An 18,928-nucleotide genomic window follows, 5' to 3' on the forward strand; every position below is an offset into this window, starting at 1 on the left:
CCCGCCTAACTTGCCACCACTCAGGGACTACCGCTACGGCTGGTTTGCACTTAATAGATTCAATTTCTGCTAATTTTTCAAACTTCAGTAATTCAGTTGCTTCTTGACCTTTAGGAACTAAAATATCAGTCTCGTTGAATTCTGGATCACCGTTGTCATCGCATCTAACAAATATAGGTATTCTAATTGTTGATTGACATTTAGCAGCTTCAATTTCTGCTAATTTTTCAAACTTTAAAAACTCCGCTGTTTCTTGTCCTTTAGGTACAAAAATATTAGTTTGTTCAAACTCCGGCTGACCATCGGCACTGCATCTAAGGAATACAGGGACTGTAATTTGCTCTAACTCGACTGAGCCGGGTGGTGTACTATCTATTGAGTCTACAGTTTCTTGTATGACAATAGTTCGATTTTTAATATCTATCAAACTGTTGGTAATATCTGTATTGGTAATATTATTAACGGAGTTTTTGATATCTGTCAAACTATTAGTAATATCTATCAAGTTATTGGTAACATCTGTATTGGTAATATTATTAACGGAGTTTTTGATATCTTGAATGTTATTAGTTAAAGAACTAAAAGAGTTGCTGATGTTATTGGATGTGTTGTAAACTAAGTTTAATACATTTGTGTTGTTAGAGTAATTATTAACAGCATTTAGTATGCTGGACGATTTGTAATCAATGCTATTTAGTATATTGGTGTTACCATCTATCCTTGATGCAATATAATTTTTACTAGCATCAATAGCAATTTTAATATCTGAATCATCAAATTTTATTCCTCTAATTAGTGTATCTAAGCTATTACAGCAGCTATTTATTGATTGCAAGACAGGATTTAAATCAACTTTATTTCCTCTCAATAAATCAAGTATATTAAGCGCACCATTCAGTAATCCAATTAAAGTATCAACCCAACCAGGCTCATCTGTCACCAATTTGGTTAGAATTATATCTAGCTTACCTTCATTCTGGTTTATTTCATTGGTGATTCTACCTTCTGAACCACCTATAGATTCTTTGATTCTTCCTTCTAATGAGTTGATAGCATCTATTATTTTATCTAAATCTTGCAAGTCTTTTAATGAATTAATTAAGGAGGCTAAATGATTGCAACAAGAATCTATCCTATTTAAGATATCAGATTCAGTTTCTCCTATACTTTTATTTATTAGTTGAAGTCCACCAATAATTTCATAAGCCGCTTGATTTATTTTCGCTATAATTTCATCAGCTCTATCATTATTATTGCCACCAAATAAATTTCTAATTAAATCAATTAATGATAATATCGCCTGATTTAATCCGTTAATCGCTGCAAGTAAAACATCACGAATACTACCAATTAAATTAACTAATACATTTTCTAAGGAATCAATAGCATTGTTTAAAGCATCAAACTTGCCATCCAAGCTATTAACTTTACTTTCTAAAGAAGATAATCTAGATAATATGCCAGATTGATTTGCTAAAACTTGATCTAGTCTTCCACTAATTGAACTAGCAGCGGCTTGGGTAGCACCTAATTCACTAAGAATTGAATCGCAAGTAGTCATATTATCCAAATATAGATTTAATGGTACAAACTTGATTTAAAATATCTTCACAATCTAGACAACAGTCGTTGCAGTCAATTTCATTTTCACTACATCCACTAATACATTCAACTGAATAATCAGGAGAATCAAATAATTGATTAAATAATTCACCCCCACTACTTCCTACAATTCTAATTCTGTATTTAGTTGGAATGATTTCATAACCGTCAGTTTGATATATAAAATCCCTTGGCTCAGTAATCAAAAACCCACCATAATTAAATCCATATCTCCAGCCAATATCAATTCTGCATCCTCCCCCTTGTCGATCCGATCCCCTACATAGAAATTCAATGGAAGTTCCATTACTTCTCCAACCTAAAATTTCCCCATAATAATATCCATTAGTTTCCTTTCTTATACCTCCAAACGAGTTGAATGTTACCGTTATGATTATCCTTTGGCATTGATACCCTATTTCTTCAGATATTTGGATATTCACGGGAGTATCAGGAAAATCTTGAATACTCCCATCAGGGAAAATCACTCTTGCTATTTCACCCTCATTACAGTAAACAGTCATACATACAAATCCCATACATAGCTAATTAATACTTGAAAATGAAATTGCTGTAAATATTCCACTTTTACATAGAAATGGAACTTACAAATAACAAAAGAAAGCCTTGTCATATATGCTTTGTAGGCTATTATGGCTAGTAGGTGAAAATGCAAATATTCCACTTTCACCTACCTATAAGGTAAAAGTGGAACAATAAATAAATATGAAAAATTTACGACATGGACAAGCCGCAATAATTTCTGATTCAGAATATTTAAAAATCAGAAGGAACATTAGATCAAATAAATATAAAATTCTACTTGATATAGCTTGGTACACAGGTGAGAGGTGGGGCGCTTTGGTTCAGCTTAAATGCTCAGACATCTATAATGAAGATGGTAGTTTAAAAAGCGTGATCACATTCAGAGCGTCTACCCGTAAAAAACGGCCTGACGGCAGCAGTGAAACTAGGCAGATTCCAATTCATCCAAATTTACGTGACGCACTACAATCCTATAAATACGATTCACGAACCGAGTGGATGTTTCCAAATCGACATGGTGGACATATTTGTTGGCGTGCTGCTTATGAGATTTTTATGGCAGCGGTAGGTAAAGCTGGTTTGAGTAATAAAGGATTTTCAACTCACAGCACCCGTAGAAGCTTTATAACCAAACTTCATGCTAATGGCGTATCAACTTCGACGATAAAACGAATAACTGGCCACAAAGATTTTAAGTCTTTGGACAAATACATAGAAATTGGCATGGACGAGGTAATGGGTGCAATTTCTACTATTTAATGGTATGTTTGTCCTATCCCGAGCAATTACTTGACATTTAAATCCCCTATGCGCGTTAGGGGATTTTTTATTAATCAAGTTGATTTAATTAATTTTTCAATTTCATGGGGAAGCTTACCCAGTGCGATCGCACGTTCCACCCTCTCCTTTAAATCAGGTTTATTGGGTATGTGAATATGTTTAATCCGTTTTTGGTAGTAGCAGTAACGGTTGTACCAATATTTATTCCCTGACCTGGTGACGTAATACCGCTCAACCCATTGGTTAATTAACGACTTCTCTGGAAGAGTTCGCGGTCGTTCTGGATGGTCTTGTTTATCTTGTTCTGGAAGACTTGAAAGCTCTGATAGATAAATTCTTTCCTTGAAAATATCACCCGCATAATAAACATCAGCTTTCTGAACAGACTTATAGATTTTGATAATCTTGGCTTTTAGCTGTCTGCCTTCATGCCAGTAGATACCATCCTCTATAAATTCTAATTTCATAGGTAACTCTTCCAGAACAACATCATCTATAAATTCCTCTTCCTCTTGTTCTGGAAAAGTCATCTCTGGTTTAAAGTCTGAGTGCAACTTCTCCCAATCGCTCCATGCCCGGTCATAATTTTCCTGATCAGGATAATCATCTGGGTCTGGTGGCTCTTGCGAGTCATCATAAAAAAGTGAGGTTTGACCGCTCTGATCAATCGTGCCTTCAGAATCTAAAACTATCTCATCCCAATAACTATCACTGACTGCCTTAATTTGTGGCTTATTTGTGAATTGGTTAAGATCAAATAGGGTAGTCATTTTTGACCCCCTTTGATGCCTGTATCGTTGGGTGAAATAAATAGGTAAGGCTCTGATTTATAATGACCGTTGCCAATATGGCGGTACAAAAAACCAGTCCAAAATATATAGTTAGGTAGGTATTCCCCTGGTAATTCATGATCAGCCCAATGACCATAGCCAGAGTATAAACGTACTATCATTTGTTTGCCCGGTAAACAATCTAGAAGTAATCCTCAATTTCCATCACCGCACCGCCAAAGTGTTGGCAGATGGCCGCGTAATTTGTTGGCTGCTCCCAGTAACGACGGCGTAAGCAATGCCTAACCCAGCCCTCTGGATTAAGAATCTTTTCAGCAGCGCCGCGAAGTTTAAACAAGAGCAGCGCGGCTTTAATTTCAAATTGAGGACGGTCTAAAACTTCTTTTTCTTGAGTGTCAAAATGAATACCCTCATGAGACATCAATTCTTGGTTAGATAAGATATGCTGCTGCTGAACATCAGCATCAACGAAATTACCAGGGTTTGAGGTGGGTGTTTTGTAACTAGAATTATCATTGTGTAATTTTCGTTTCTTGGGTGGATTTAACCATGAGAGTGGTCGCACAAGCAACTTGAATATCTTCCAAGAATACTGTCTTACAACTTGCACTACACGATTTTCTACTAACACCGCGAACATCTTTTTGAGGTAGTTGTGAGCGTAGGCTTTACCCCGATGTTTCTCTACCCATTTGTTGAACTCTGACAAATCTGGTTCAACTTCAATCACTACACCTTCTCTGATCAGCCACTGCCACAGAAGTTTCGCAGCTGGTGGAATTTTGTTTTTTAGACAAAATTGGTCGTGTTTTTCTGTCCATGTATTTGGCATACTACTTTGTGTCAAGTAAGGAACTAAAAATGAGTAACAGCATTCTGGACGACAATGATGTTGTGCTTGCTATCAGCGATAATGGCGAACGCACTTACAAGGTTAGAGATTTTCTGAAGATTATCAAGCAAATATTTGCAGCTTTGAGAAATGGAAACTACTTAGAGCAATGTTTAGAGGATGGTGGAGAGTGTCAGGTTCTCAAATCTAGTGGTGGTGGATGGATACCAGGAAAAATCCGTATTCGGATAGAATTTATTCCTGACAAACCACAAGCGCCACAGTCACCACTTGATGATCTGCGATCAGAACTCAAATAATCAGCATTAAAAAACCGTCCCCAGACCTGTGAGAAGGGGACGGTTTATTCTTCAACATGAAAACTTTCGGATAGTTCCTCCAGTAACTCCAACTGTTTTCTTAGATCAATTAAATGATTTTCAGACTCTGATATTTGAGCGCGAGTATTAGAAATCAGCTGGAGTAAGATTCCCCCAGTAATTGTTTGTCTACTCCGTTTATCGGTATTTCTCCCCTCCCTATCATTTCTATTAGCTGAGAACGACTTACTCCCATTTTTTGAGCTTGAGTGTCTAGTCCCTGTAATCCGGTTGGGGTAAGACCCAAGGATATTACTTTCTTTAGTTCCCCATGTTCTCGGTGTTTGGCTTTGGGCATTTGTGGTAATCACACAACTCACATCCTAATAAGATAACAGGATTGTCTATAAGATATCTTAGTAAGATACTTGACATTTGGCAAGCATCTTAATAAGATTGTTGTATTGAACCGCTCCCGCCCCACACCGGGGATTCCCACAAGGAGCAAGCACCCGCGCACTTGACTGCGAGCGTCCCGCGCGGAAACACCCTGCAATCACCGAAGACTTAGGCGCTGATCACGAGTTGAGCAGCGCGGTGATTATTTCATGTCTGCGTTGTACTTACGACCTGATGACCAATAACTAATAACTAATAACTGATAACTAATAACTAATAACTAAGGAGGTAACTTTAAAAACTTAACCGGCCGACTAATTTAGTTATCAAAAAATCTTCTCATCCCAAGTATGTAGAAGGTAGTAACTTCGTAGCTTACTTTGATTTGGAATTCCATGATAAACACATCCTATAAACAAAAGCTTTCACCTTGGGATGTTATGCAACTCATTGACTCAAGATGGGTTTGTGTAACTTCATTCCGTTCTAGAACTGACGCGGATCAATATGCCAAAATCTTGAAATCAGCGTCAGCTTATCCAACTACTGTAGTTTTTTGGAGTAAACAATAATGACAGAAATACCAAAATCATTACTACCTTATGACAAGGAATACGTCCTTATTCATAAGAGAACACTGTTAGTTAACACTGCCACACTTAGCGGCATGGTTGAATTTATCGCACAAAAGATGAATTGGAATTCAGATGACGTGGCTGCAATGTTTGGGATTGCAGCTGATAACGTTTTCAATGAGATGACCGATGAACAGGTATCCAGACGTGCTGATTTTATAGTATCAACTTGTTGGCAACTGAATCAAAAATCTGTAGTGGTTCAAGTAGATAACCCACCTGGAGAAGAATAAATGAAAGTTAATTTAGCAGATTGAACAATGAACAACATCCCCAAACCTCACCTACAACCCTACGACGATGATTATGTACTAGTCAGTAAGCGTCGACTCGTTGCTGGTAATTATGCAGTTTCAAGGATAGCACTGCTACTTTCTGGAGTGACTAATTCTTCTCATCTTGCTCTAATTGTTAAATTTACCAGGGAAGCGATCGCAGAAATTGGAACATGGTCTCAGGACAAAATAGATAATCAAATTCAAAAAATTCTGGAAAGTTACAACCAACCGCCAAATAATTAACCGCCTGACGATGGCTGCTGACCCCGCAGCCGAAACACACCCCCTGGTGTGTCGCGGATTGGGTCCAAACCAATTTCGCAAACTGCAAAAGTAACTTAAGGCTTTGGTATCGAAATAAGCTTTTTGGCTTTTTTATTTTCATAAGCTTGGTTACTTTTGCTGCTTTGAGGCTGAATCAGGCTGATTAATTTCTGGCCTTTGGGTGATTCGTAAGCGTAACTTTAGTCACACCCTTTACAAATTATATGAGAATAATTGGTTTAGATGTCTCTAAATCATCAGTTTCGTGCTGCTTACTTGAAAGCAAACCGAGTGATGTTAGAGAATTTTATTATGATTGCAGGTTTCATCACTTCCAGAACAATCAAGCTGGGATATCTGGACTTTTGGCACTTAAACCAGATGTGGCAATTCTGGAGCCCACCGGGGTTAACTACTCTAAATTTTGGACTCAACTTTTAACCCGTGCCGGGGTAGAAATTAGGTTGGTTGGACACAAGGAACTGAGACGTTACCGAGAAAATCATCTGGGATTGCCTGACAAAGATGATGATGCCGACTCACTGGCCATAGCTTGTTACTACTTTGATTATTGTAGCGATCGCTCTCGATGGGTGAGAGTTTTAGATCCAGTTGTTTCCAGAATCAGAGAATTGATTTTGAGATTAAACCATCTAAATAAAGTGCAATCACCAATCATCAACCGTGCCAGACAAGATTTAGCTTGGCAATTTCCAGAGGTCGCGTTAGTCACTTCCAAGCGTAGCGTTTCTGGTGATGTGCCTTTGCTTTGGGGTTGGTTAGCCGGTGAAAGAAAAAGTAAAAAGTATGATCAACTTTACGCTAAAACAGCCGGACTGGGATTAACTGACTCGGTGAAATTTCACTCTCAGCGTATCTGTAGTTTGCAGCGTGAGGAACAAATGATTGAAGATGAATTATCTGTATTACTTAAAGATGGTAGATTTGCAAAATATATACAAGTGTTTGAAGAGTTCAATTTTGGCGATCGCCTACAAGCCACCATCATTAGTCAGATATTCCCACTGGAAAACTTTTTTGGTGAAGATGGTAAACCATCTGTGAAAATTCGTAAAGGAAGAATTTCTGGAAAACCTACCAAAAGATACTTGAGTTTGAGAAGGTTTCAGAAAGCTTTAGGGTATGCGCCTACTCAGGAGTCATCTGGTGATATTTCCAAAAATAAAGTATCTGGTGGTAGTGCTGTTTGTAGAAAAGCGATTTGGCAGTGGGTATTTTCAGCAGTCGAACCGGCTCGTCGGCGTGCAGCTTCACCTTCCCTGTTGGTCTCTCGAAAGATTGAGAATAAGGATGAATTTGAGGTGATTCATTTGGGGTCATGGGTGGACAAGGAGAAAAAAGCAGGTGTACCAGTAGCCCTGGTGAGAAGTAGAGCAGCAGTCAAGGCGGTGAAACTGCTTTTTAAAAAACTGGTAAATGTTTTAGGCTGAAAATATTGAAAGTTTCAGTGAATTGACACTCTCAGGGCTAAAGCCACTGAGCTTTACGCTTACCGGATATTCCTGTAAAGCGAAAACTATTCATCCAGAAGTGTTGTTTATGAAGATTGGGCATAATTCCTGAATGTGGAGTCACTTTTTTCAGACTTAAAAAAATCCCCCACCTCACGGCAGGGGATTTTTTGTTACTTACCTAAAACTAGCAGTCAGGATCAACCGAACTTACCAGCAGTAGAAGCAATGAGGAACGCAGCGTAGGTGACGATGTAGCCAACAGTGAAGTGAGCTAAACCAACCACACGAGCTTGAACAATGGAGAGAGCAACGGGCTTATCTTTCCAGCGAACTAAGTTAGCTAGAGGAGTACGCTCGTGCGCCCAAACTAAGGTTTCGATCAACTCTTGCCAGTAACCTCTCCAAGAGATGAGGAACATGAAACCAGTTGCCCAAACTAGGTGTCCAAAGAGGAACATCCAAGCCCAAACAGACAGGTTATTCATGCCAAAGGCGTTGTAACCGTTGATCAACTGAGCAGAGTTAGCCCAGAGGTAGTCACGGAACCAACCCATCAAGTAGGTAGAGTTTTCGTTGAACTGAGCAACGTTACCTTGCCAAATACCTAGATGTTTCCAGTGCCAGTAGAAAGTTACCCAACCAATGGTGTTTAACATCCAGAACATAGACAGGTAGAAAGCGTCCCATGCGGAGATGTCGCAAGTACCGCCACGGCCGGGACCGTCGCAGGGGAACGCATAACCGAAGTCCTTTTTATCGGGCATCAGTTTAGAACCACGAGCATCCAAAGCACCTTTAACAAGTACCAAGGTGGTGGTGTGGATAGCCAAAGCGAAAGCATGGTGAACCAAGAAATCGCCAGGACCAATTGTCAAGAACAAGGAGTTTGTTCCAGAGTTAATGGCATCTAACCAACCAGGCAACCAAACGTTACCAGCGTTGGGATATGCAGTATAGGCAATGCTGTCAGGGTTGGACAATAATACATCCAATCCGTACAGAGCTTTACCTTGAGCAGCTTGGATGAATTGAGCAAATACTGGCTCAATCAAGATTTGCTTTTCAGGAGTACCGAAAGCAACTACTACGTCGTTGTGAACGTACAAGCCCAGGGTGTGGAAGCCCAAGAAGAGAGATACCCAGCTGAGGTGGGAGATGATCGCTTCTTTGTGCTGTAACATCCGGTCAAGGACGTTACCCTTGTTTTGTTCGGGGTCATAGTCACGAACCCAGAAGATGGCGGCGTGAGCAAAAGCTCCAACCATCAAGAAACCAGCGATGTACTGGTGGTGGGTGTACAGTGCTGCCTGTGTTGTGTAGTCCTTAGCGATGAACGCATAAGGAGGCAGAGCGTACATATGTTGAGCTACCAAGGAAGTAATAGTTCCCAGTGCTGCCAATGCCAAAGACAGTTGGAAGTGTAGGGAGTTATTAATGGTGTCGTATAGACCTTGGTGGGGCAGGTTAAACTGACCTTCGCTCTTGCTACCGGGAACTAAACCGGATTTGGAGTTCAGCATTTCTTTGATGCTGTGACCAATTCCGAAGTTAGTGCGGTACATATGACCAGCAATGATGAATAAAACTGCGATCGCCAAGTGGTGGTGAGCCATGTCAGTCAACCACAAGGATTCTGTTTGCGGGTGGAAACCGCCCAAGAAGGTCAAAATCGCAGTACCAGCACCAGTGGAAGTACCAAATAACTGTCCAGCGGTGTCAGGATTCTGAGCATAAACGCCCCAGTTACCTGTGAAGAAGGGGGTTAACCCTGCTGGGTGGGGAGCTACAGTCAAGAAGTTATCCCAACCTACGTGAATACCACGGGATTCAGGAATAGCAACGTGAACCAAGTGACCTGCCCAAGCCAAGGAGCTTACACCGAACAAACCAGCTAAGTGGTGGTTCAGACGGGGTTCTGCACTCTTGAACCAAGAGAGGCTAGGACGAAACTTGGGTTGTAAATGTAACCAACCAGCAAACAGGAACAATGCTGCCAACAGGAGCAAGCCTACAGAACCGGTGTACAGTTCTTGGTTTGTCCGCATCCCGATGGTGTACCACCAGTGGTAAACACCGGAGTAAGCAATGTTTACAGGATTGCTTGCACCAGCTTGGGTGAAAGCGTCAACTGCGGGAGCGCCGAAGTGAGGGTCCCAAATCGCATGGGCGATAGGACGGACGTGCAGGGGATCTTTAATCCACTGTTCAAAGTTACCTTGCCAGGCTACGTGGAACAGGAGGCTGGATGCCCACAGGAAGATGATTGCCAAGTGACCGAAGTGAGTGGCGAAAATCTTTTGGTAAAGATTTTCTTCAGTCATGCCATCGTGGCTTTCAAAGTCGTTTCCTGTTGCGATCGCATACCAAATCCGACGGGTAGTCGGGTCCTGTGCGAGATCCTGGCTAAATTTTGGAAATTTTGTTGCCATAGGGTTAATGATTCCTCTGACCTTTAGCCATTCATTGCTGTCAGTGAAATTTTGGATTTTAGATTTTGGCTTGAATCTCCAATCCAAAACCCAAAATATCCACTGAAATTGTTAACCTACCGAAAGGATGTGTGCGTGGAAGAATGCCCAAGTGGTGGCAATTCCTCCTAATAGATAGTGAGCTACACCTACAGCCCGACCTTGAGTGATGCTCAATGCGCGGGGTTGAATTGTTGGTGCTACTTTCAGTTTATTATGCGCCCAAACGATGGACTCAATTAGTTCTTGCCAGTAGCCGCGACCACTGAACAGGAACATTAAGCTGAATGCCCAAACGAAGTGAGCGCCTAAGAACATGAGTCCATAAGCGGACAGTTCACTACCGTAGGAGTTGATTACTTGTGTAGCTTGCGCCCACAAGAAGTCACGCAACCAACCGTTAATGGTGATCGCACTTTGAGCAAAGTTGTCACCGGTGATGTGACTTACTACACCATCTGCGTCTACAGTACCCCAGACATCAGATTGCATCTTCCAGCTGAAGTGGAAAATTACAATTGACAAGGAGTTATACATCCAGAACAGTCCCAGGAACACATGGTCCCAACCGGAAACTTGGCAAGTACCGCCACGACCTGGACCGTCGCAAGGGAAGCGGAAGCCTAAGTTAGCTTTGTCTGGAATCAGGCGAGAACTGCGAGCGTACAATACACCTTTGAGCAGGATCAGCACGGTGACGTGAATGGTGAAAGCATGAATGTGGTGAATTAAGAAGTCAGCTGTTCCTAAAGGAATAGCAGCAGCCGCAACTTTACCACCTACAGCCAACATACCACCGCCGAACACATAACTTACTGTTTCCAGTGCGTTGGGTGCAGTTGTTCCTGGAGCTAGTGTGTGTAGGTTTTGCACCCACTGAGCAAACACTGGTTGCAATTGAATTGCAGTGTCAGAGAACATATCTTGGGGACGACCCAATGCACGCATGGTGTCGTTGTGGATGTATAAACCAAAGCTGTGGAAGCCGAGGAAAATACAAACCCAGTTGAGGTGAGAGATGATAGCATCACGATGACGAATTACACGATCCAATACGTTGTTTTGGTTAACAACAGGATCATAATCCCGCACCATGAAGATCGCTGCGTGAGCAGCACCACCAACAATCAAGAAGCCACCGATCCAAATATGGTGAGTGAAGATACACAACTGTGTAGCGTAGTCAGTTGCCAAATATGGATAGGGAGGCATCGCGTACATATGATGCGCGATGATGATTGTCAAGGAACCTAAGAAGGCTAGGTTAGTAGCCAACTGAGCGTGCCAAGAGGTGGTCAGGTTTTCGTAAAGACCTTTGTGACCTTCGCCAGTGAAGGGTCCTTTGTGGTTTTCTAGGATATCTTTGATGCTGTGACCGATACCCCAGTTGGTGCGGTACATATGACCGGCAATGATGAACAGTACAGCGATCGCTAAGTGGTGATGAGCAATATCAGTCATCCACAAGCCGCCAGTTACTGGGTTCAATCCGCCTTTGAAGGTCAGAATGTCAGCATAAGTTCCCCAGTTCAATGTGAAGAAAGGAGCTAAACCACTAGCAAAGCTGGGATACAACTCGGTGATTAAGTCTTTGTTCAAAATGAACTCGTGAGGCAAGGGGATGTCCTTAATGGCAACACCAGCATCCAATAGCTTGTTAACTGGTGCGGACACATGAATGATGTGACCTGTCCATCCCAAGGAACCGCAACCTAGCAATACTGCCAAGTGGTGATTCAACATTGACTCCACGTTCTGGAACCATTCCAGTTTGGGAGCGCGTTTGTGGTAATGGAACCAACCAGCAAACAGGAATAAACCTGCTAATACCAAGCCGCCAATTGCAGTTACATATAGCTGGAAGGAGTTAGTTATACCCCAGCCACGCCATACTTGGAACAAGCCAGAAGTGATTTGAATGCCGTGGAAACCACCGCCCATATCACCGTTTAAAATGTCTTGTCCAACAATAGGCCAAACAGTCTGTGCGCTGGGCTTAACTCCTAATGGATCAGCCAGCCAAGCTTCGTAATTGGAGAACTTAGCGCCGTGGAAGATCATTCCGCTTAACCAAATTGTCACTACGGCCAGGTGGCCAAAGTGAGCAGAGAAGATTTTGCGAGAAATGTCTTCTAAGTCGCTTGTATGTGTATCGAAGTCATGGGCGAGGGCGTGCAGGTCCCAAATCCAGGTGGTGGTTTTTGGTCCTTTAGCTAAGGTTCTATCGAAGTGTCCAGGCTGCGCCCATCTCTCAAATGAGGTAGGTACAGGATCTTTATCAACGATGACTCTTGCCTTTTTCTCCTCTCGCTCCGGAGGACTAATCGTCATTCGACCTCCTCTGTGAATAAGGAATGAGGAATCATGGGTACCACGGAGTGAATTTTACTCGTCGTTTCCAGAGATTTTCTGGAGGCGTGTGGATTTGTTGTTTCTGTTGAATTATAGAGTCTATACTTGTACTTTGTTGGAGACATTTTAACAATAATTCAAACTTGCCAGATTTATTGCCATATCTGCCTTTTTATATTCAAAGCTATTGCCAAAAAGTCAATAGTTTTTTCATTTAATTTACAAACTATAACAATTCTTAAAACTTATAGTTAATCACTAATCCACTCGTAAATCATCATGTTGTAGCTATATATGTTGGTTTTGCTTAAATGGAAATTTGCAAAATCGGTTATAAATATTACTGATTTTGTATATTTCATTCAGAGAGAGGGAAAAATTTTTCTATAGATCACCTATAGATCACAAAGTTATAGCAGTTAGCATTTAGATTTTTAAAACTCCTATCTGATAAGGGTCTCAATCTTTAAGATTGTTCTAATTACTCTAACAACTGCTCTATATGTTTCAACAGGGTGTGGGGTTTAGGGTGTGGGATTTAGGGTGTGGAGTGTAATGAAGAGAACAAAAGAGAATGTTGTTGAAGATAATCAAAGAGTGAAAACTATGAACTGTATATACAAGAAGGCATTCGAGAAATTCCTAGAGAATAGCTTCCCAATCTGCAAGTGGCTCATAACATTGATGCTGGTACTTAATTTAAGTAGTTGTGCTGAGAAAGTTAGTGGACAAGAAGTATCTATTGATAATCGAAAAACAGGAACAATAATCTCCCAAGTTTCTCGACAATTTTCTGAAACTGCTCCTCCAGAAATCATTCAAGAACTACGCCCCCATTTAGAAAGTTATCGGCCACAAGTAGCAATATTAACACCATCAGCAGATGAGGTGATTGAAGATAACACTGTTCAAGTCCGTTTCCAAGTTAAAGACTTACCAATATTTAAAGATTCTCAATGGCAACTAGGTCCTCATCTGCACGTAATTCTGGATAACCAACCTTATATAGCTGTTTATGATGTGAATCAGCCTCTAGTTTTGCCAGATTTATCCGCAGGTACACATACATTACGCGTTTTTGCGTCTCGTCCTTGGCATGAAAGCTTTAAGAATGAGGGCGCTTATGCCCAAACAAGATTTCATATCTTTACAAAAACTGACGATAACAACCCTGACACCAATCTACCTCTTCTCACCTATAGTCGTCCTAATGGTAGTTATGGTGCAGAACCAATTATGTTGGATTTTTACCTAACTAATGCTCCTTTACATATTGCTGCTGAAGATAATCCTGAAGATACAATTAGCAATTGGCGTATTCGCAGCACAATCAATGGTGAAAGTTTTATTTTTGACCGCTGGCAATCAGTTTACCTCAAGGGGTTTAAACCTGGTAAAAACTGGGTAAAACTGGAATTTCTTGACAACCAAGGAAACCCTGTTAAGAATGCCTTTAACAGTACAGTCAGAGTGATTAATTACCAACCGAATGGTAAAGACACTCTTTCGAGAATTGTCAGAGGGGAAGTTACGGCTGATGAAGTACGTGGTATTGTAGACCCAAATTACACACCTAAAATTCCTGTTACTGAACCTAAACCTACTGTAACGCCCAAAGTTGAAGTTTCTCCCACACCTCAACCCAAGGTAGAACCTCAGATAGAAATATCCCCAATTCCCAAAATTGAAGTTTCTCCCACACCTCAACCAACGGTAGAACCCAAGGTAGAAAAATCACCAGTTCCAGAAATTGAAGTTTCTCCCACACCTCAACCAACGGTAGAACCTCAGATAGAAATATCCCCAACTCCAGAAATTGAAGTTCCCAAAACAACACAGGTCCAACTAACAGAGTTATAAATTATGAGTTAAAGCTTCGATAAAAGCCAGCCCCGCTACAGAATTGCCTATACTATCTAAAGCGGGACTGTAGCTGGCGATCGCTCCACTAGCCGCTGGCATCGCCCCCTGATTTGGTACAATTGCTAACAATGCACCACTTATGCCCGATTTCATGGGTAAACCAATTTTGACTGCATAATGGGGAGAAGCTTCATATAGTCCACAAGTCAACATCACATCGTTAACAATTTGGCGATGTTGGGAATTCACCAAACTGCTTTCACAAGCTAATAATTTTCCCAATTTCGCTACATCTTCAACTTTTCCAGAGATGCAGCATATTTGTTCATAAGTGTCAAGAGCTAATTCAATATTTTCAATGTGTTGAGTTTGCTGGAGATATTGCGCGATACTTACATTTACCTGCGAACGATTGTTACGAACTGAAGCTAAAATATCTGCATCTAAATATAGATTAGAATTAGCTAATTGATTTAACCATTCACAGAATAATTGAGTACGATGATTTCCATTTGTACCAGGTAACTTATTAGCTACAGTAATAGCACCACTATTAATCATCGGGTTACGGGGAAATCCATTATCCGTTATTAGTTGCTCTAAAGAGTTGAAAGGCATTTGTGAAGGATTAAACCCTACTAAGTCTAATACCTTTTTAGAGCCTAACAGTTCCAGCAGATACAATAGAGAAAAAGGTTTAATTAAACTCATTAAAGGAAATATGCAAGCAGTATCACCATAGCCATAACTTTCTCCTGACTCACAACAGATGTGAACAGCAAACCAGTTAGGGTTAGCTACAGCTAAAAGAGGAATGCGTTGAATAACAGATGCTTCTTTTATTGTAGTTTTTGCTTGTTTTGCCCAAATAGATAAATTATCCGTATTGATGTTTTTTAGTTGTATCAAAATCTTGATCACCATCTCAAATCTACAATCTAAAATTACTATGATTCCCCATATTAGATCACCAGAATTACCACAAAATTACCCTTGGTTAAATACTGATTTTTATATAGAACTCATATTTGATTTTTGAAAAAATTAGTATTATTGTAGGGTGCGTCAGACTGCATAAATTCTATCAATAAACAGATTTGTAATATCTGACGCACCCTACGTATCTTTTCACAAATCGAATATTATTCCTATAGAAAAGTTCTGTATGTAATTGGTAAAGGAAAATTTGGACATAAGGACGCTAAAGTATAAAGGAAAGAAAAATGATTAATCAGAAATTTAACGTAAGTGATTTTGTTGCACAAATGTCCTTATTATTAGATTTACAAATACATGATGAATATCAAGATGGAGTGGTTGCGAATTTTGAAATAATCAAATCAATGGCAGAAATTGTTAATAACTTTCCTTTACCAGAAGAAACTGAAATATCACCAACTTTTGAACCATGAATGATGCTGTAAATATAGCCGAAAATATTTTATCAGGTAAACTTAGTGCAATGGAAATTACTCAAACAACATTAACGAAAATTGCTGCTATAAATCAGGAATTAAATTGCTTTACAAATATTACCATAGAAACAGCTTTACAAGATGCTGCAAAAATTGATCAAGAAATTGCTAAAGGTAACAATCCCGGTATTTTAGCAGGTGTACCTTTTGCAGTAAAAAATTTATTTGATATTGCAGGTTTAACAACTTTAGCAGGTGCGAAAATTAACGCTGAAAACCCTCCAGCTACCCAAGATGCAACCGCAGTTACTAGGTTAAAAAAAGCTGGTGCAGTGTTAGTTGGGGCTTTAAATATGGATGAGTATGCTTATGGGTTTGTCACCGAAAATGCCCATTATGGTACTACTCATAACCCCCATGATTTAAATCGTGTTGCAGGTGGTTCTTCCGGTGGTTCTGCGGCTGTGGTTGCTGGGGGTTTAGTTCCTTTTAGTTTGGGTTCAGATACCAATGGTTCTATTCGTGTTCCTGCGGCTTTATGTGGTATTTTTGGTTTTAAACCTACTTATGGAAGGTTGTCTCGTGCAGGTGTAAAATTATTTTCTAGCAGTCTAGATCACATTGGTCATTTTGCAAATTCAGTTAGAGATATTGCGACAATTTTTGATGTTTTGCAAGGTGAAGATGAAAAAGATCCTGTTTGTACAAAACGCCCTATTGAAAAATGTTTACCACAAATAAATAATGATATTAATAAGATTAGAATTGCCATTGCTGATGATTATTTTGCCCAAAGTGCAGACCCGGAAGCTTTAGCTGTAGTTCAAAAAGTAGCTAATGCGTTGAATGTCACTGAATATGTAACAATACCAGAAGCAAAAATTGCCCGTGCTGCGGCTTTTGTAATTACGGCTTGTGAAGGTGCAAATCTGCATTTTGAGAAGTTAAAATTCCGTCCTCAAGATTTTGATCCCGCAACACGAGATCGGTTTTTAGCAGGTACTTTAATTCCACAACATTGGTATATCCAAGCGCAACGTTTTAGAAGATGGTATAGAGATCAAGTTAAAGAAATATTTCAAAATGTAGATGTAATTATAGCCCCAACCACACCAATTATAGCACCATTAATTGGACAGCAAACGATGAATTTAGATGGTGTTGAAATTTTTGTGCGTCCACATTTAGGTTTATTTACTCAACCATTATCTTTTATTGGTTTACCGATTTTATCTGTCCCGATAAATCAAGAAAATTCCCTACCTTTAGGAGTACAATTAATAGCATCACCCTATAACGAAGCTTTAATTTTACAAGTTGCAACAGTTTTAGAGTTACAGGGTATAGCTTCCAGCAGCATAAAGCATAATAGCAGAATGCACCAACAATAAAAAAGCTGAAATATAAACAATAATGATTAACTGCGTAGTGGCAAAGTGATAAGTATCCCTTCTATTGCTTACCAATAGGATAAGATTTTTATATTTAGAAAATTGAAAATCGCGTTAAAATTATTAATATATACATATATTAATGTATAAATTAGATCATCTAATTTTTAGCTAACCACCAACCTTTGTATTCCCATAACTGGGAACTTATATGTTACAGCTGGTAATTACTGTTTTTCTGCTTCTTTTAGGTTCAGCATTGTGTTCTTGTACAGAAACGGCACTATTTTCTGTTTCAACGTTGAGAGTTCGACAATTAGCGGAATTTAAAAACCCCGCCGCAGTTGCACTTCTGGCGATTCGTGAAAACATGAATCGACCAATCGCAACGATAGTAATCCTCAATAATATTTTCAACATCATTGGTAGTATTATCACAGGTAGTATTGCCACTCAAGTATTAGGAGATAGGTGGCTTGGTGTATTTTCAGGAATATTAACATTCTTGATTATCATCTTTGGGGAAATTATGCCCAAGACAATTGGTGAGAGATATTCTGAACAAATTGCTATACTCACAGCCATACCTGTAACTGGAATTTCTCTGGCTTTTACACCTTTAGTTTGGATTCTGGAAAATGTCACTACACCTTTTACTAAAGGTAGAAAAAGACCAACAACTAATGAAGCAGAAATCAAATTATTAGCAAATATTGGTCAGCAAGAAGGTATTATCCAAAGTGATGAAGCAGAAATGATTCAGAGGGTGTTTAGGTTAAATGATGTGACAGCATCTGATTTAATGACACCGCAAATTATGTTAACATATATACGTGGTAATTTAACTTTAGCTGAAGCTAAAGCAGATATTATTGCTTCTCAACATACTCGAATTATTGTCATTGATGAATCTATTGATCAAATTTTGGGATTTGCTTTGAAACAAAGATTACTAACAGCAATGGTTGAGGGAAGTATGGATCAAAAAATTGCGGACTTAACTCGAAAAGTTCGCTTTGTTCCAGAGATAATTAGGGCTGATAAACTTCTCAAAGACTTCATAGAATCCCGCGAACATCTGGCAGTAGTAGTAGATGAATATGGATGTGTTGCTGGTGTTATTACCTTGGAAGACGTGCTTGAGGTCATAACTGGTGAAATTGTAGATGAAACTGATAAAACTGTGGATTTACAAGAAATTGCCCGTAAAAAACGCGCAAAAATGTTGCAGTCTATGACTACTGTTCATCCCCAAGAAACAAATAATTTTCCAGACCTAAAAATCAGCAGTATTAATTAATTTAAAAGTCGAGAAAAGCAGGAGGATAAACAACTTTACCTTTATATTTTTCCTGATAACCAGAAAGAGGTTTCACCATAAAAACATCTTCTGGAACTGGAAAAGGACTTTCAATCTGATAATTTATTGATGGTTGAAAACCAAGGGGAGTATAAAGTTTGGGATAACCCAAAACAATGACTAGTGCTTCTCCTCTTTTGTCTGCTAATTCTAATCG

Annotated in this window: 18 protein-coding genes and 1 pseudogene; 9 read left to right on the forward strand and 10 right to left on the reverse strand. The window is 39.7% G+C overall.

What is annotated here, in order from left to right; translation table 11 throughout:
- Together VB694_RS24330 and VB694_RS24335 are read right to left on the reverse strand one after the other, a co-directional pair.
- Positions 1-1,570: hypothetical protein (locus VB694_RS24330; RefSeq protein WP_323362904.1), on the reverse strand; the 1,570-nt coding region annotated here is incomplete at its 3' end.
- Entirely contained in the window at positions 1,563-2,126 is a 564-nt protein-coding gene (locus tag VB694_RS24335) for a hypothetical protein (protein ID WP_323362905.1), read from the reverse strand. The genes VB694_RS24335 and VB694_RS24330, both read right to left, overlap by 8 nt.
- A 202-nt stretch (positions 2,127-2,328) precedes the next feature.
- Between VB694_RS24335 and VB694_RS24340 the strand changes: the two genes are divergently transcribed.
- Positions 2,329-2,907 (forward strand): tyrosine-type recombinase/integrase, encoded by a 579-nt coding sequence (locus tag VB694_RS24340; RefSeq protein WP_323362906.1) that lies wholly within the window; start codon positions 2,329-2,331, stop codon positions 2,905-2,907.
- Positions 2,908-2,981: 74 nt separating this feature from the next.
- On the opposite strand, the gene VB694_RS24345 is transcribed toward VB694_RS24340, so the two are convergent.
- The 3 genes from VB694_RS24345 to VB694_RS24355 are packed head-to-tail and all read right to left on the reverse strand — an operon-like array spanning position 2,982 to position 4,551.
- On the reverse strand, positions 2,982-3,698 hold the full coding sequence (locus VB694_RS24345; protein ID WP_323362907.1) for a hypothetical protein: 717 nt from the start codon (positions 3,696-3,698) through the stop codon (positions 2,982-2,984).
- Complete coding sequence (locus tag VB694_RS24350; protein ID WP_323362908.1) at positions 3,695-3,880, reverse strand: hypothetical protein; 186 nt, start codon at positions 3,878-3,880, stop codon at positions 3,695-3,697. Before VB694_RS24350 ends, VB694_RS24345 begins: the two co-directional genes overlap by 4 nt.
- A 20-nt stretch (positions 3,881-3,900) precedes the next feature.
- Positions 3,901-4,551 carry a hypothetical protein gene (locus VB694_RS24355; RefSeq protein ID WP_323362909.1) on the reverse strand — a complete coding sequence of 217 codons (651 nt, stop codon included), beginning with the start codon at positions 4,549-4,551 and terminating at the stop codon, positions 3,901-3,903.
- A 29-nt stretch (positions 4,552-4,580) separates the two neighbouring features.
- On the opposite strand from VB694_RS24355, the gene VB694_RS24360 reads away from it, so the two are divergent.
- On the forward strand, positions 4,581-4,871 hold the full coding sequence (locus VB694_RS24360; RefSeq protein ID WP_323362910.1) for a KGK domain-containing protein: 291 nt from the start codon (positions 4,581-4,583) through the stop codon (positions 4,869-4,871).
- Between the two features lie 154 nt (positions 4,872-5,025).
- Here the strand turns inward: VB694_RS24360 and VB694_RS24365 are convergent, their stop codons facing one another.
- Positions 5,026-5,229, reverse strand: coding sequence for a hypothetical protein (locus VB694_RS24365; RefSeq protein WP_323362911.1), 204 nt, complete (start codon positions 5,227-5,229; stop codon positions 5,026-5,028).
- A 612-nt stretch (positions 5,230-5,841) separates the two neighbouring features.
- Here VB694_RS24365 and VB694_RS24370 point away from each other — a divergent pair.
- The 3 genes from VB694_RS24370 to VB694_RS24380 all read left to right on the forward strand — a co-directional run bounded on the left by VB694_RS24370 (position 5,842) and on the right by VB694_RS24380 (position 7,898).
- Positions 5,842-6,138 carry a hypothetical protein gene (locus VB694_RS24370; RefSeq protein ID WP_323362912.1) on the forward strand — a complete coding sequence of 99 codons (297 nt, stop codon included), beginning with the start codon at positions 5,842-5,844 and terminating at the stop codon, positions 6,136-6,138.
- 27 nt (positions 6,139-6,165) lie between these two features.
- The gene (locus VB694_RS24375) at positions 6,166-6,426 is read left to right on the forward strand and encodes a hypothetical protein (protein ID WP_323362913.1); all 261 of its coding nucleotides are present in this window, start codon (positions 6,166-6,168) and stop codon (positions 6,424-6,426) included.
- A 245-nt stretch (positions 6,427-6,671) separates the two neighbouring features.
- Complete coding sequence (locus VB694_RS24380; protein WP_323362914.1) at positions 6,672-7,898, forward strand: IS110 family transposase; 1,227 nt, start codon at positions 6,672-6,674, stop codon at positions 7,896-7,898.
- A 221-nt stretch (positions 7,899-8,119) separates the two neighbouring features.
- On the opposite strand, the gene psaB is transcribed toward VB694_RS24380, so the two are convergent.
- Both psaB and psaA read right to left on the reverse strand, forming a co-directional pair.
- Complete coding sequence (gene psaB / locus VB694_RS24385) at positions 8,120-10,351, reverse strand: photosystem I core protein PsaB (RefSeq protein WP_323362915.1); 2,232 nt, start codon at positions 10,349-10,351, stop codon at positions 8,120-8,122.
- Between the two features lie 111 nt (positions 10,352-10,462).
- Positions 10,463-12,721 carry a photosystem I core protein PsaA gene (gene psaA / locus VB694_RS24390; protein WP_323362916.1) on the reverse strand — a complete coding sequence of 753 codons (2,259 nt, stop codon included), beginning with the start codon at positions 12,719-12,721 and terminating at the stop codon, positions 10,463-10,465.
- A gap of 627 nt (positions 12,722-13,348) precedes the next feature.
- Between psaA and VB694_RS24395 the strand changes: the two genes are divergently transcribed.
- The gene (locus VB694_RS24395) at positions 13,349-14,602 is read left to right on the forward strand and encodes a hypothetical protein (RefSeq protein ID WP_416233502.1); all 1,254 of its coding nucleotides are present in this window, start codon (positions 13,349-13,351) and stop codon (positions 14,600-14,602) included.
- Here VB694_RS24395 and VB694_RS24400 read toward each other — a convergent pair.
- Positions 14,597-15,529 carry a glutaminase gene (locus VB694_RS24400; RefSeq protein WP_323362918.1) on the reverse strand — a complete coding sequence of 311 codons (933 nt, stop codon included), beginning with the start codon at positions 15,527-15,529 and terminating at the stop codon, positions 14,597-14,599. The two genes, VB694_RS24395 and VB694_RS24400, sit on opposite strands and share 6 nt — an antisense overlap.
- Positions 15,530-15,828: 299 nt before the next feature.
- On the opposite strand from VB694_RS24400, the gene VB694_RS24405 reads away from it, so the two are divergent.
- From VB694_RS24405 to VB694_RS24415, 3 genes are all read left to right on the forward strand, one after another.
- Complete coding sequence (locus VB694_RS24405; RefSeq protein WP_323362919.1) at positions 15,829-16,017, forward strand: DUF4089 domain-containing protein; 189 nt, start codon at positions 15,829-15,831, stop codon at positions 16,015-16,017.
- Positions 16,014-17,411, forward strand: coding sequence for an AtzE family amidohydrolase (locus tag VB694_RS24410; RefSeq protein ID WP_323362920.1), 1,398 nt, complete (start codon positions 16,014-16,016; stop codon positions 17,409-17,411). Before VB694_RS24405 ends, VB694_RS24410 begins: the two co-directional genes overlap by 4 nt.
- Before the next feature lie 211 nt (positions 17,412-17,622).
- Positions 17,623-18,711, forward strand: a complete 1,089-nt coding sequence (locus VB694_RS24415; protein WP_323362921.1) for a hemolysin family protein — start codon at positions 17,623-17,625, stop codon at positions 18,709-18,711.
- A 1-nt stretch (position 18,712) separates the two neighbouring features.
- On the opposite strand, the pseudogene VB694_RS24420 reads toward VB694_RS24415, so the two are convergent.
- Positions 18,713-18,928, reverse strand: a pseudogene (locus tag VB694_RS24420) (N-acetyltransferase); the annotation flags it as partial.

The organism is Anabaena sp. UHCC 0451, assembly GCF_034931405.1.
Classification (GTDB): Bacteria; Cyanobacteriota; Cyanobacteriia; order Cyanobacteriales; family Nostocaceae; genus RDYJ01.

Coding starts and splice junctions, on each gene's coding strand:
- VB694_RS24335 (WP_323362905.1), bottom strand. CDS start 2,126: ATGACTGTTTACTGTAATGAGGGTGAAATAGCAAGAGTGATTTTCCCT.
- VB694_RS24340 (WP_323362906.1), top strand. CDS start 2,329: ATGAAAAATTTACGACATGGACAAGCCGCAATAATTTCTGATTCAGAA.
- VB694_RS24345 (WP_323362907.1), bottom strand. CDS start 3,698: ATGACTACCCTATTTGATCTTAACCAATTCACAAATAAGCCACAAATT.
- VB694_RS24350 (WP_323362908.1), bottom strand. CDS start 3,880: ATGATAGTACGTTTATACTCTGGCTATGGTCATTGGGCTGATCATGAA.
- VB694_RS24355 (WP_323362909.1), bottom strand. CDS start 4,551: ATGCCAAATACATGGACAGAAAAACACGACCAATTTTGTCTAAAAAAC.
- VB694_RS24360 (WP_323362910.1), top strand. CDS start 4,581: ATGAGTAACAGCATTCTGGACGACAATGATGTTGTGCTTGCTATCAGC.
- VB694_RS24365 (WP_323362911.1), bottom strand. CDS start 5,229: ATGCCCAAAGCCAAACACCGAGAACATGGGGAACTAAAGAAAGTAATA.
- VB694_RS24370 (WP_323362912.1), top strand. CDS start 5,842: ATGACAGAAATACCAAAATCATTACTACCTTATGACAAGGAATACGTC.
- VB694_RS24375 (WP_323362913.1), top strand. CDS start 6,166: ATGAACAACATCCCCAAACCTCACCTACAACCCTACGACGATGATTAT.
- VB694_RS24380 (WP_323362914.1), top strand. CDS start 6,672: ATGAGAATAATTGGTTTAGATGTCTCTAAATCATCAGTTTCGTGCTGC.
- psaB (WP_323362915.1), bottom strand. CDS start 10,351: ATGGCAACAAAATTTCCAAAATTTAGCCAGGATCTCGCACAGGACCCG.
- psaA (WP_323362916.1), bottom strand. CDS start 12,721: ATGACGATTAGTCCTCCGGAGCGAGAGGAGAAAAAGGCAAGAGTCATC.
- VB694_RS24395 (WP_416233502.1), top strand. CDS start 13,349: ATGAACTGTATATACAAGAAGGCATTCGAGAAATTCCTAGAGAATAGC.
- VB694_RS24400 (WP_323362918.1), bottom strand. CDS start 15,529: ATGGTGATCAAGATTTTGATACAACTAAAAAACATCAATACGGATAAT.
- VB694_RS24405 (WP_323362919.1), top strand. CDS start 15,829: ATGATTAATCAGAAATTTAACGTAAGTGATTTTGTTGCACAAATGTCC.
- VB694_RS24410 (WP_323362920.1), top strand. CDS start 16,014: ATGAATGATGCTGTAAATATAGCCGAAAATATTTTATCAGGTAAACTT.
- VB694_RS24415 (WP_323362921.1), top strand. CDS start 17,623: ATGTTACAGCTGGTAATTACTGTTTTTCTGCTTCTTTTAGGTTCAGCA.